Origin of the sequence: Brevundimonas sp., from assembly GCF_052436175.1 — a bacterium.
In the GTDB taxonomy this organism is placed as follows: domain Bacteria; phylum Pseudomonadota; class Alphaproteobacteria; order Caulobacterales; family Caulobacteraceae; genus Brevundimonas.
On the sequence record NZ_JBQVNM010000038.1, the window covers coordinates 14599 to 27103 of the forward strand.

The window sequence follows — 12505 nt, forward strand, 5'->3', positions numbered from 1 at the left end:
CTTGAGGTCAGCCGACGGCGGCGGCGCCCCACAGGCGCCGAAGGTCCGTACTGCGACGGCAACCGATCCGGTAGGCCTCGTAGCGCGCCGGGTGAAGGCGGGCGTAGTCCTGGTGCTCGGCCCCGGCGGGCCAGAAGCGGGATGCGGCCACGACGGGTGTGACGATAGGGCGGCCGAGAGCTCGCTGGGCGGCTGCGCGCGAGGCGTCGGCCGCCGCGCGCTGGGCCGGGGTCGCATAGACGGCCGTGACGTAGGACGGGCCCTGATCGCAGAACTGGCCGTCCGGGTCGGTGGGGTCGATCGTGCGCCAGTAGCGATCGACAAGCGCACGGTAGCTGACGACGCGCGGGTCGAACGTCACCTGCACCGCCTCACGGTGGCCCGTGCCGCCGCGCACCACCTGTTCGTAGGTCGGATTGGCGGTCAGGCCGCCGACAAAGCCCGACACGGCCGAACGAACGCCGGGCAGACCGTCGAAGGCCTTCTCCTGGGACCAGAAGCAGCCGCCGGCGAAGACCGCGACCTCGAACCCGGCGGGCGGAGGCGCGGCGGGGGCCGCCTCGGCCTGCTGCGCCGGCGGGGAGCAGCCGAGCAGGGCGGTGAGGGCGATCAGGCCGGCGATACGGGTCTTGATACGCAGGGTCTTCATGGGGCGGCTCCGCAGGGTGTCCACAATCAGACTACGACAGCCTGGAGGCTTTGGTTTCGTTCTGCGCTTGACGAGAACAAACGGCCAACATAGAACATTTCCAGAACTCACAGGATGGTCTGGGGATAAGACGATGTCGAGGCTGGTTCGGGATATGCTGTCGCTTGCATCATGCGGCGGGTTTGTCTGGATGGTGTGGCAGGCGGCGTCGCTGGCGGCATGAGTCGCTTCCGGCCTGCACATGAGGAGCAGGCCATCACCGACGCAGCCCCTAAGGATCAGATGGCGTCTGACGGCTTCGTCCATCTGCGGGTGAAGTCCGCCTACTCGCTGCTGGAGGGGGCGAACAAGGCCGGGAAGGTGCCCGCCCTGGCCCAGGCCAACGGAATGCCGGCCGTGGGGGTGGCCGACCGCGCCAATCTGTTCGGGGCGCTGGAGTTTTCCGAAGCGGCGAAAGGGCTGGGCGTTCAACCGATCATCGCCTGCGCCCTCCCGGTCACGGGCATCGGCGGCCAGATCTCGGAGCGGTGGGCCAAGGTTCCGACCGTGGTGCTGGTCGTGCAGGACACGACGGGCTGGCTGAACCTCTCGGCCCTGTCGTCCGCCGCCTATCTGAACATCGAGGGAATGGACGAGCCGGGCGTGCCCTGGGCCGAGGTCGCGGCGCGTTCGGAGGGCCTGATCCTGCTGTCCGGCGGGCCGGACGGACCGGTCGATCCGCTGTTCGTGCAGGGCAAGCCGGGGGAGGCGGGCGCGGCTCTGACCGAGATGGCGCGCGTGTTCGGCGACCGCTTCTATGTCGAGCTGCAGCGCCACGGCACGGCTGCGGAGGCTGCGGCCGAGGGCGGGTTGATCGACTGGGCCTATGCCAACGATGTCCCGCTGGTGGCGACCAATGACGTCCACTACGCCAAGCCGAGCCAGGCGAAGTCGCACGACGCCCTGCTGTGCATCGCCGACGGCGCCTTCACAGGTCAGGAGGATCGCCGCCGCATCACCGACCAGCACTGGTTCAAACCGGCCGACGAGATGCGCCGCCTGTTCGCCGACCTGCCGGAGGCCTGCGACAACACCATCGACATCGCCCGGCGCTGCGCCTTCCTGGTCAAGACCCACCCGCCGATTCTGCCGCGCTTCGACACCGGCGACGGCCGCTCCGAGCCTGACGAACTGATGCATCAGGCCCGCGAGGGGTTGAAGGCGCGGCTGAAGCAGGTCGTCCCCGCCGCCCCGGAAGAGGAATACTGGACCCGCCTGGAGTGGGAGGTCGGGATCATCACCCAGATGGGCTTCCCCGGCTATTTCCTGATCGTGGCCGACTTCATCAAATGGGCCAAGGCGCATTCCATCCCGGTGGGGCCCGGGCGGGGGTCCGGGGCCGGGTCGCTGGTCGCCTGGGCCCTGACCATCACCGATCTGGATCCCTTGCGGTTCGGCCTGCTGTTCGAGCGGTTCCTGAACCCCGAACGGGTCTCGATGCCCGACTTCGACATCGACTTCTGCCAGGAAAGGCGGGAGGAGGTGATCACCTATGTGCAGGAACACTACGGCAAGGACCGGGTGGCCCAGATCATCACCTTCGGCACCCTGCAGGCGCGGGCCGTGCTGCGCGACGTGGGTCGGGTGCTGCAAATGCCCCTGGGCCAGGTGGACCGTCTCGCCAAGATGGTGCCGGCCAACCCCGCCAACCCGGTCACCCTGGCCCAGGCGATCGAGCTTGAGCCCCGGCTGAAGGAGGCGCGCGACGCCGAGGCCTCGGTCGCGACCCTGCTGGCCACGGCGCTGGAGCTGGAGGGGCTGTACCGCAACGCCTCGACCCACGCCGCCGGCATCGTCATCGGCGACCGGCCCCTGGTCGAGCTGACGCCCCTCTACAAGGATCCGCGCTCGGACATTCCGGCGACCCAGTTCAACATGAAATGGGTCGAGCCGGCCGGTCTGGTGAAGTTCGACTTCCTGGGCCTGAAGACCCTGACGGTGCTGGACCGGGCCCACGGTTTTCTGGCCCGGCGCGGCGCGGCGCGGGACTTCAACCTGCTGCCGCTCGACGACGGCGCGACCTATGAGCTCATGGCCTCGGGCCAGACGGTCGGGGTGTTCCAGCTGGAATCCCAGGGCATGCGCGACACCCTGCGGAAGATGCGCTGCGGCTCCATCGAGGAGATCACCGCCCTGATCTCCCTCTATCGGCCGGGGCCGATGGAGATGATCGACACCTATATCGACCGCAAATTCGGCCGGGCCGAGGTCGACTATCTCCATCCCAGCCTGACCGAGGTGCTGACCGAGACCTACGGGGTCATCATCTACCAGGAACAGGTGATGAAGATCGCCCAGGTGCTGGCCGGCTACAGCCTGGGCGAGGCCGACCTGCTGCGCCGCGCCATGGGCAAGAAGAAGAAGGAGGAGATGGACTTCCAGCGGGCGCGCTTCATCAAGGGCGCGCTGGAGAAGTCTGTCCCCGAGACCCAGTCCGGGTCGATCTTCGACCTGGTGGCCAAGTTCGCCGGCTATGGCTTCAACAAGTCGCACGCCGCCGCCTACGCCCTGATTTCGTATCAAACGGGCTGGTTGAAGGCGAACCATCCGGTCGAGTTCTTCGCCGCCTCGATGTCGCTCGACCTGTCGAACACCGACAAGCTGGCGGTCTTCTATCAGGACGCCAAGAAGTTCGACGTGCCGGTGCTGGCGCCGGACGTGAACCGCTCCTCGGCCGATTTCGACGTGTCATGGGAGGGCGAGAAGGGGGCGGTCCTCTACGCACTCGGCGCCATCCGCAATGTCGGACTGGAGGCGATGAAGCACGTCGTCGAGGTGCGCGAGACGGGCGGGCGGTTCGCCGACATCTTCGACTTCCTCGAGCGTGTCGATCCGCGCGCGGTCAACAAGCGGGCGCTGGAAGGCCTGGCCAAGGCCGGCGCGTTCGACACCATCCACCCCAACCGGCGGCAACTGGTCGAGCAGGCCGACGTCCTGATGGCCTATTGCCAGTCGGTCGCGGCCGATCGGGCCTCGTCCCAGGTCTCGCTGTTCGGCGCCGATCAGGCCGGGGCGTCACGACCGCGCCTCAAGACCGTCGAGCCCTGGATCGGGCCCGAGCAGCTAGATCACGAGCTGTCGGCCGTCGGCTTCTACCTGTCGGGCCACCCGCTGGAGGACATGATCCCGGCGTTGAAGCGCAAGCGGGTCACCTTCGTCGCCGAGGCCACGGCCCTGGCCGAACAGGGGCACGAGGCCTTCATGATGGCCGGGGTGGTGCGGCGGCGTCAGGAACGGGCCAGCGCTCGCACCGGCGAGAAGTTCGCCTTCGTCGCCTTCTCCGATCCCACCGGCGAGTTCGAATGCCTGTTCCCGCCCGAACAACTGCGCAAGTGCCGCGAGGTGCTGGAGGTCGGGGCCTCGGTCATGGTCAAGATCCGCGCCAAGTCGGCGGACGGCGAGGTGCGCTTCTTCGGCGACGACGCCAGTCGGCTGGATACGGTGATCGACGATTCCAGCGCGGCCCTGCGCATCCACGTCTCGGCCCGGGCTGTGGATCCCGCCGCCATCCGCGCCCGACTGGAGCGGGCGACGGCGGCGGCCAATGCGGCAGGGGCGGCGAGGGGCGGGGAAATCTCACTGGTCGCCAGCCTGGACGGACGGCGCGAGATCGAAATGCGGCTGCCGGGCCGTTACCGGCTGGACGCCGCTCTGCGCGGCGCGCTGAAGACCGCGCCGGGCGTGCTGATGCTGGAGGATGCGTGATGACGGACGTGAAGACGCACAATGGCTCCTGCCGCTGCGGGGCCGTGGCCTTCGAGGTCGACGCCGATCTGGAGGGGCTGATCGAGTGCAACTGCTCCCACTGCTACCGCAAGGGGCTGGTGCTCAAGTTCGTGACGCCTGACGCCTTCCGGCTGAAGGCGGGAGAGGACGCCCAGACCGAACACACCTTCAACACCCACAAGATCGTGCATCTGTTCTGCAAAACCTGCGGCGTCCAGTCGTTCGCACGCGGCGTGGCGCCCGACGGATCGTCCATGGTGGCGGTCAATGTGCGAACCCTGACGGATGTCGAGCCCTGGAGCTGGACCGCGCAGCGAGTGGACGGCCGCAGCTTCTGAAGTCTCGGCCGGGTGACCGAACAGGCCCGCGCCGGCCTGCGCTTGCCTTTCTGGCCTGTCCCGACTATATGCCCGCCCACTTCACACGCAGGCGTGGCGTGATCGGGGAGAAATCCTGATCGGGCCGTTCCGAGGAGGTCAACCGACCTCTTTCACCGTCTGCGGCGGAATAATCGGAAAAAGGACTTCCAAATGGCTCTGCCTGACGTCTCCATGCGTTCGCTCCTCGAAGCCGGCGCCCACTTCGGCCACCAGACGCACCGCTGGAACCCGAAGATGGATCGCTACATCTTCGGCTCGCGCTCCAACATCCACATCATCGACCTGTCGCAGACCCTGCCGCTGCTGCACCAGGCCCTGGTCGCCGTGCGCGACGTCGCCGCCAAGGGCGGTCGCGTCCTGTTCGTCGGCACCAAGCGCCAGGCCGCCGACCCGGTCGCCGAGGCCGCGACCCGCTGCGCCCAGTACTACATGAACAACCGCTGGCTCGGCGGCACCCTGACCAACTGGAAGACGGTTTCGGGTTCGATCGCCCGTCTGCGCGAACTGGACGCCCTGCTGGAATCGGGTGGCGAAGGCCGCGTGAAGCGCGAACTGCTGAGCCTGCAGCGCGAGCGCGATAAGCTGGACGCCTCGCTGGGCGGCATCAAGGACATGGGTTCGGTGCCGGACATCATGTTCGTGATCGACACCAACAAGGAAGCGATCGCGATTCAGGAAGCCCGCAAGCTGAACATTCCGATCATCGCCATCCTGGACACCAACTCGGATCCGGACGGCATCACCTATCCGGTGCCCGGCAACGATGACGCCGCCCGCGCCATCCAGACCTACTGCGACCTGATCGCCGACGCCGTTCTGGACGGTCTGGCCGCCGGCGCCTCTGCCTCGGGCGTCGATCTCGGCGCTTCGGTCGCTCCGGTCGAGCCGATGCTGGCTGAAGCCTCGGCTCCGGTCGCCGCCGACGCCGCGCCGGAAGGCACGGAAGCCGTCGCCGAAGAACTGCTGGCCGCTTCGGGCGAAACCGAAGACGCCACCGCCTGACCGGCAGCGGTCCGGCGCAAACCGGACCGCCCGTCAAACTGACATGCGGCCGGGCTAGATCAGCCCGGCCGTTCCCGCATTACGAATACCCAGGAGACTGAAATGGCCGAGATCACCGCCGCCCTCGTCATGGAACTGCGCGCCAAGTCCGGCGTGGGCATGATGGACTGCAAAAAGGCCCTGCAAGAGACCGACGGCGACATCAACGCCGCGATCGACTGGCTGCGCGCCAAGGGCCTGTCCAAGGCCGCCAAAAAGGCCGACCGCGTCGCCGCCGAAGGCCTGGTGGCCGTCGCCGCCCGTCCGGAAGGCAAGGGCGAGGTCGCCTCGGCCATCGAGTTCAACGCCGAAACCGACTTCGTCGCCCGCAACGAGCTGTTCCAGAACGCCGCCAAGGCCTTCGCCCTTCAGGGTCTGGACCACGACAGCCTGGAGGCCCTGCACGGCGCCAAGCTGGAATCGGGCGCGACCGTTCAGGACGAGGTCACCCAGCTGATCGCGACCGTCGGCGAGAACATGCAACTGCGCCGCGCGGCCCGCCTGTCGGTGTCGGAAGGCGTGGTGTCGACCTATGTTCACAACGCCGTCTCGCCGGGCGTCGGCCGCATCGGCGTGCTGGTGGCTCTGGAAGGTGAAGGCGACCAGGCCGCCCTGCGCGAGCTGGGCCGCAAGATCGCCATGCACGTCGCCGCCACGGCGCCGCTGTCGCTGAACACCGACGACCTGGACCCGGCCGCCGTCGAGAAGGAACGCGCCGTTCTGATCGAAAAGGCCAAGGAAGAAGGCCGTCCCGAGAACATGATCGAGAAAATCGTCGAGGGTCAGATCAACAAGTTCCAGAAGGACGTGGTGCTGACCAAGCAGCCGTTCGTCATGAACCCCGACCAGACGATCGAACAACTGGTCGCCGACACGGCCAAGGAACTCGGCTCCTCGAACCTGCACCTGGCCGGCTTCGTCCGCCTGGCCCTTGGCGAGGGCGTGGAGAAGGTCGAGGGACCGGACTTCGCGTCGGAAGTCGCCTCCATGATGGGCGGCCAGTAAGACTGGCGGAGGATCAACCTTCCTCCGGAGAGGGATAATCTCCAAACAGGGCGCGTTCGGCTTTATGGCCGGCGCGCCCTTCGTCTATAAGGAGCGGCCCGATTCAGCGGCGCCGCCTCAGATGGACCTCCTATGACCGACGCCCCCGCCGCCTATCGATACAAACGCGTGCTCCTGAAGGTGTCGGGCGAAGTCCTGATGGGCGACAAGGGGTTCGGCATCGACATGGAGACCGTCGACGAGGTCGCACGTGCGGTGGCCGAAGTAGCGGCCGAGGGCGTCGAGATCTGTCTGGTCATCGGCGGCGGCAACATCTTCCGCGGCGTGTCCAAGGCGGCGGGGGACATGGACCGGGCCTCCGCCGACTATATGGGCATGCTGGCGACCGTGATGAACGCCCTGGCGATGCAGGCGGCGCTGGAGAAGATCGGGGTCCACACCCGCGTCCAGAGCGCCCTGGTCATGAACGCCGTCGCCGAGCCCTATATCCGGCGCAAGGCGCTGCGCCATCTGGAGAAGGGCAGGGTGGTGATCTTCGCCGCCGGCGTGGGCGCGCCCTTCTTCACCACCGATTCCGGTGCGGCGCTGCGTGCCGCCGAGATGGGATGCGACGCCCTGCTGAAGGGCACCAGCGTGGACGGCGTCTATACGGCCGACCCCAAGAAGGACGCCTCCGCCACCCGCTACAACACCCTGTCCTATCAGGACGTCCTGGCCCGCGACCTGAAGGTGATGGACGCCTCGGCCGTGGCGCTGATGCGCGATTCAAGGATTCCCATCGTCGTCTTCTCGATCCGTGAGAAGGGATCGCTGAAACGCGTGCTGCGCGGCGAGGGGGCCTTTACAGTGATCAACACGGGCGCAGCGACGTCCTGACCCGCCAGAAGAGACGAGAGAAACGCCATGGCCAAGCCAGACCTCAAGACTTACCGCGACCGGATGGATCGCGCCGTGACCACGCTGAAGGAAGAGTTCAGCGGCCTGCGCACCGGCCGGGCCCATGCGGGCCTGCTGGATCCGGTGAAGGTCGAGGCCTATGGTGCGTCGTCGCCGCTGAACGCCGTCGCCGCCATCAGTGTGCCGGAGCCGCGCATGATCTCGGTCAGCGTCTGGGACAAGGGCATGGTCGGGCCGGTCGAGAAGGCCATCCGTGCCGCCGACCTGGGGCTGAACCCCATCGTGGACGGCCAGACCCTGCGCATTCCCGTGCCGCCCCTGACCGAAGAGCGGCGAAAGGACCTCGCCAAACTGGCCGGGAAATACGCCGAGCAGCAGAAGATCGCCGTCCGCAACGTGCGTCGTGACGCCAATGACGATCTGAAGAAGGCGGAAAAGGCGGGCGATATCAGCCAGGACGAGCAGAAGAAGATGGAAACCGAGGTCCAGAAGGATACGGATGCGGCCATCAAGCGTATCGACGAGTCCCTGAAGACCAAGGAAGCTGAGATCATGCAGGTCTGATCCAGACCTCCATTCTCACCTGACCGGAAGCCGCATTGCCCCCACGTTCCGCCGCCATCACCCCGAAAGCCCTCGCATGACGGCCCTCGCTGACGGTCGGTCCGTGTCGCCCGTGGGGCCGCGTCATGTCGCCATCATCATGGACGGCAACGGCCGCTGGGCGAAGGCGCGGGGCTTGCCGCGCGTCATGGGACATCGCGAGGGGGTCAAGGCCCTGAAGCGGACAGTCGAGGCCGCGCCACGACTGGGCCTGCAATGCATGACCGTGTTCGGCTTCTCGACCGAGAACTGGTCGCGTCCGGCCGACGAAGTGTCGGACCTGATGGGCCTGGTCCGCAACTATCTGACCAGCGACGTGGACCGGATGGAGCGGGAAGGGGTTCGCCTGCGCGTCCTGGGACGACGGCGGGGCCTGCCCGCCGACATCGTCGAGATCATCGAACGCGCCGAGGCGCGCACGGCGCAGAACACACGCTTCATCCTGCAGGTGGCCTTCAACTATGGCGGACGGGCCGACATCGTCGACGCTGTTCATCGCCATGTCGAACTGGTGATGGCGGGAGAGATCAGGTGGCCTCTGGTTGAAAAGACGCTGGGCGCGGGCCTGTCGACAGCCGGGGCGCCGGACGTCGATCTGATTATCCGAACCTCCGGCGAGAAGCGGCTGTCGAACTTCCTGTTGTGGGAGGCAGCCTACGCCGAGATGGTGTTCCAGGACATCCTCTGGCCCGACTATGGTGAAGCGGCGCTGGCCGAGGCGGTCGTCGCCTTCGGCGCCCGCGAACGCCGGTTCGGCGGCGTCGAGGCCCGCACGGCCATGGCGGCGGGCTGATGGCCCTGCGTCCCCGCGACATCGCCCTGCGCGCCGCCTCCGCCGCCGTCCTGGCGCCGGCGGCCGTTCTGGCGACCTGGGCCGGGGGCGTCTGGTTTCTGGGTCTGATCGTCGCCGCGACGGTCCTGTTGGCCATCGAGTGGGCGATGATGAGCGCCCACGGCGCATGGCGGGCGATGGCCTCGATCATCGCCGTCGTCGTGATCGCCGCCGTCGTGACCACCTATCTCGGTCGACTGCCGATCGGGCTGGGCCTGCTGCTGGCGGGCTCCCTGATCGCGGGGCTCGCCGCGAGGCTCAGAGGGTTGCAGGCGCTGAACACGGCCTATGGCGCCCTCTATCTCGGCTGGCCGGTCGTCCTGCTGATCTGGCTGCGCAACGGGCATGATCTGGTGGGTCTGCACTGGACGGTGCTGGTCTTCGCGGTGGCCTGGTCGGCCGACATCCTGGCCTATATCGTCGGCAGCGCCGTGGGCGGGCCGAAACTCTGGCCGCGCTTCTCGCCCAACAAGACCTGGTCCGGCTTCATAGGCGGCCTGACGGCGGGCATGTTCGCCGGCGCCGTGATGGCGTCCTGGCTCGACATGGGACGGCTCAGCCCGGCCTGGGGCGCCGCACTGGGCCTCGCCGCCGCCCTGGCGACCATGGCGGGCGACCTGTGGGAGTCGGCGCTGAAGCGTCGGTTCGGGGTCAAGGATGCGGGCAATCTGATCCCGGGCCACGGCGGGCTGCTGGACCGGGTGGACGGGCTGATGTTCGCCGTGGTCGTCGTGGCGGCGGGCCGGCTCGTGGTCCTGTGGCTGGAGGGGGCGATATGATCCGCCGCCGGGTCACGGTCCTGGGATCGACCGGATCGGTCGGCTGTTCGACGCTGGACCTGATGGACCAGGCCGAGGCGGCGGGCACCGGGGCGTTCGAGGTCGAGGCCCTGACCGGCGGCGGCAATGTCGGGCGGCTGGCCGAGCAGGCTCGACGCTGGCGGCCGCGCGTCGCGGTGATCGCCGATCCGGACAAGCTGGCCGACCTTCGCGACGCGATTTCGGGAACGGGCGTGCAGGCCGCCGCCGGGGATGCGGCCGTGGTCGAGGCGGCGACTCGTCCCGCAGACCTCGTCATGGCGTCCATCGTGGGGGCCGCCGGCCTGCGCTCGACCTGGGCCGCCGCTGGAACCGGGGCGACCTTGGCCTTGGCCAACAAGGAAAGCCTGGTCTGCTGCGGGCCGCAGTTGATCGAGCGCGTGCGACAGGCCGGGGGTCGGCTGATCCCGGTCGATTCCGAGCATTCCGCCATCTTTCAGGTCTTCCCGGCCGACGCGCCTGCACAGGTCTCGCGGCTGGTCCTGACGGCCTCGGGCGGGCCCTTCCGGTCGCTGTCGCTGGAACAGATGCGTCGAGTGACGCCCGAACAGGCCGTGTCCCACCCCAACTGGTCGATGGGTGCCAAGATCTCGGTCGACAGCGCCACCATGGCCAACAAGGGGCTGGAGACGATCGAGGCCGCCTATCTGTTCGACATGCCCGTCGAGCGGATCGAGGTGGTGGTGCATCCCGAGTCCATCATTCACAGCCTGGTCGACTATATCGACGGTTCGACCCTGGCCCAGATGGGTCCGCCGGACATGAAGACGCCGATCGCCTGTGCCCTGGCCTGGCCGGATCGTCTGGGCTGGCCGGCGCAACGGCTGGATCTGGCCGCCCTGGGCCGTCTGACCTTCGAGCCGCCTGATGATGAACGGTTCCCGGCCCTGGCCCTGGCGCGCCAGGCCTTGGGGCAGGGGGGCTGGGCGCCCGCCGTGTTCAACGCGGCCAACGAGGTCGCCGCCTATGCCTTCCTTGACCGGCGGCTGGGCTTTCTCAATATTGCCGCAGTCGTCGCCGAAACCCTTGAACGGGCGGCGGCTCTCGGGATCGGTTCAGACCATGGCGATGCGTGCGAAGCGGCCCTCGATGTCGATCGCCAGTCGCGCGGCCTGGCCGAGGCCGTCGTCGCCGACATGGCCCTCGCCGCCTGAGGCGAAACGGAGCACCTCCACCCGATGCTGAACTTCCTGGGTCAGGCCCTGATCTACATCGTGCCGTTCCTGCTGGTGCTGACCCTGGTCGTCACCGTCCACGAACTCGGCCATTACTGGGTCGCCCGGCTCTTCAAGGTGAAGATCGACCGCTTCGCCATCGGCTTCGGGCGAGCGATCCTGCGGCGGACGGACAAACGCGGCGTCGAATGGCGGATCGGGTGGATGCCGCTGGGCGGCTATGTGAAGTTTTCCGGCGACCTCGACGCCTCCAGCGTGCCGGATCAGGCCGGTCTGGCCGAACTGCGCCAACGGGTCATCGCCGAACAGGGCCCGGCGGCCGTTCGGGACTATTTCCATTTCAAGCCTGTGTGGCAGCGTGCGCTCATCACCGCAGGCGGTCCCTTCGCCAACTTCGTGCTGGCCATCGCGATCTTCACTGCGCTGTTCGCTACCCTGGGCGACCAGATCGCGCCGCCCCGCGTGGCGGCCGTGGATGCTGGATCGGCCGCCGCCGCTGCCGGTTTCCAGCCGGGGGATATGATCCTCGAAGCCAACGGCGCGCCGGTCCGCCGGGGCGAGGACGTTATCCGCGTGGTGACCCTGAACTCGGCCACCCCGGTCCAGTTTGTGGTCGAGCGCGCCGGGCAGCGTGTCAATCTGACGGCCACCCCCGTCCGCACGACCACGGAAGACGCAATCTCCGGCACGGTGCGGGTCGGCCGCATCGGTCTGAAGATGGGCTATCTGGCTGGCGACGTCCGGGCCATCCGCTACAATCCGATCGAGGCGGTCGGAGCGGCGGTTCGCCAGGTCGGGGAGGTTCTGTCGACCACGCTGAGCTATCTCGGCCGCATCTTCACCGGCCGCGAATCGGGCGCCTTGCTGAACGGGCCCCTGGGCATCGCCAAGGCTGCGGGCGGCATCACCACCCAGGCGACGGCCGGCGAGGCGCCGGTCGGGCTCAAGGCCGCCAACCTCGGCCTGATGCTTATCCAGTTCGCCGCCATACTTTCGATCGGAATCGGCTTCATCAACCTGATGCCCATCCCCGTTCTGGACGGTGGCCACCTGGTTTTCTACGCCTATGAGGCTGTGGCGAGAAAACCCGTGGCGGCCAGGGTTCAGGAGGCGGGATACCGGGTCGGTCTTGCTTTGCTGGCGTGTTTGATGTTGTTCGCGACCTGGAACGACCTGCAAAAGCTCAACCTGTTCAAATTCCTCGGCGGGCTCGTTTCTTGAGCCGACGCCAGCCCCCGATGGTTCCCCTGATGACGATGACACACACGCGCGCTTCCGTTTCCATGGCTGGCCGCTGGCGTGCGCCTGTTTGCAGCGTCCTGACCCTGGTGGTCGCCGCC

At 67.7% G+C, this 12505-nt stretch carries 11 protein-coding genes; 10 read left to right on the plus strand and 1 reads right to left on the minus strand.

Going from position 1 to position 12505, the window contains the following annotated elements:
• Positions 1-7 precede the first annotated feature (7 nt).
• Positions 8-649 (minus strand): peptide-methionine (S)-S-oxide reductase MsrA, encoded by a 642-nt coding sequence (msrA, locus tag ACT6QK_RS09770; protein ID WP_444597639.1) that lies wholly within the window; start codon positions 647-649, stop codon positions 8-10.
• Positions 650-931: 282 nt separating this feature from the next.
• Here msrA and dnaE point away from each other — a divergent pair, with 282 nt between their 5' ends.
• The 10 genes from dnaE (at position 932) to ACT6QK_RS09820 (ending at position 12386) form a co-directional block, all read left to right on the plus strand.
• Positions 932-4393, plus strand: a complete 3462-nt coding sequence (gene dnaE / locus ACT6QK_RS09775; RefSeq protein ID WP_444597640.1) for a DNA polymerase III subunit alpha — start codon at positions 932-934, stop codon at positions 4391-4393.
• Positions 4393-4752 (plus strand): GFA family protein, encoded by a 360-nt coding sequence (locus ACT6QK_RS09780; protein ID WP_444597641.1) that lies wholly within the window; start codon positions 4393-4395, stop codon positions 4750-4752. Before dnaE ends, ACT6QK_RS09780 begins: the two co-directional genes overlap by 1 nt.
• Positions 4753-4944: 192 nt before the next feature.
• Positions 4945-5796, plus strand: a complete 852-nt coding sequence (rpsB, locus tag ACT6QK_RS09785) for a 30S ribosomal protein S2 (protein ID WP_444597642.1) — start codon at positions 4945-4947, stop codon at positions 5794-5796.
• A gap of 102 nt (positions 5797-5898) precedes the next feature.
• A complete protein-coding gene (tsf, locus tag ACT6QK_RS09790; RefSeq protein WP_444597643.1) occupies positions 5899-6840 on the plus strand; it encodes a translation elongation factor Ts in 942 nt (313 codons plus the stop codon).
• A 132-nt stretch (positions 6841-6972) separates the two neighbouring features.
• A complete protein-coding gene (gene pyrH / locus ACT6QK_RS09795) occupies positions 6973-7716 on the plus strand; it encodes a UMP kinase (protein ID WP_444597644.1) in 744 nt (247 codons plus the stop codon).
• Between the two features lie 27 nt (positions 7717-7743).
• Entirely contained in the window at positions 7744-8301 is a 558-nt protein-coding gene (frr, locus tag ACT6QK_RS09800) for a ribosome recycling factor (protein WP_444597645.1), read from the plus strand.
• A 76-nt stretch (positions 8302-8377) separates the two neighbouring features.
• Positions 8378-9133: a polyprenyl diphosphate synthase gene (uppS, locus tag ACT6QK_RS09805; RefSeq protein ID WP_444597646.1), complete on the plus strand. Its 756-nt coding sequence runs from the start codon at positions 8378-8380 to the stop codon at positions 9131-9133.
• Positions 9133-9951: a phosphatidate cytidylyltransferase gene (locus ACT6QK_RS09810; RefSeq protein ID WP_444597647.1), complete on the plus strand. Its 819-nt coding sequence runs from the start codon at positions 9133-9135 to the stop codon at positions 9949-9951. Before uppS ends, ACT6QK_RS09810 begins: the two co-directional genes overlap by 1 nt.
• Positions 9948-11144 (plus strand): 1-deoxy-D-xylulose-5-phosphate reductoisomerase, encoded by a 1197-nt coding sequence (gene dxr / locus ACT6QK_RS09815; RefSeq protein WP_444597648.1) that lies wholly within the window; start codon positions 9948-9950, stop codon positions 11142-11144. The genes ACT6QK_RS09810 and dxr overlap by 4 nt, the downstream gene beginning before the upstream one ends.
• Positions 11145-11168: 24 nt before the next feature.
• On the plus strand, positions 11169-12386 hold the full coding sequence (locus ACT6QK_RS09820; protein WP_444597649.1) for a M50 family metallopeptidase: 1218 nt from the start codon (positions 11169-11171) through the stop codon (positions 12384-12386).
• The last annotated feature ends 119 nt before the right edge of the window (positions 12387-12505 follow it).

Coding starts and splice junctions, on each gene's coding strand:
- pyrH (WP_444597644.1), top strand. CDS start 6,973: ATGACCGACGCCCCCGCCGCCTATCGATACAAACGCGTGCTCCTGAAG.
- frr (WP_444597645.1), top strand. CDS start 7,744: ATGGCCAAGCCAGACCTCAAGACTTACCGCGACCGGATGGATCGCGCC.
- rpsB (WP_444597642.1), top strand. CDS start 4,945: ATGGCTCTGCCTGACGTCTCCATGCGTTCGCTCCTCGAAGCCGGCGCC.
- ACT6QK_RS09780 (WP_444597641.1), top strand. CDS start 4,393: ATGACGGACGTGAAGACGCACAATGGCTCCTGCCGCTGCGGGGCCGTG.
- tsf (WP_444597643.1), top strand. CDS start 5,899: ATGGCCGAGATCACCGCCGCCCTCGTCATGGAACTGCGCGCCAAGTCC.
- ACT6QK_RS09810 (WP_444597647.1), top strand. CDS start 9,133: ATGGCCCTGCGTCCCCGCGACATCGCCCTGCGCGCCGCCTCCGCCGCC.
- msrA (WP_444597639.1), bottom strand. CDS start 649: ATGAAGACCCTGCGTATCAAGACCCGTATCGCCGGCCTGATCGCCCTC.
- ACT6QK_RS09820 (WP_444597649.1), top strand. CDS start 11,169: ATGCTGAACTTCCTGGGTCAGGCCCTGATCTACATCGTGCCGTTCCTG.
- dnaE (WP_444597640.1), top strand. CDS start 932: ATGGCGTCTGACGGCTTCGTCCATCTGCGGGTGAAGTCCGCCTACTCG.
- dxr (WP_444597648.1), top strand. CDS start 9,948: ATGATCCGCCGCCGGGTCACGGTCCTGGGATCGACCGGATCGGTCGGC.
- uppS (WP_444597646.1), top strand. CDS start 8,378: ATGACGGCCCTCGCTGACGGTCGGTCCGTGTCGCCCGTGGGGCCGCGT.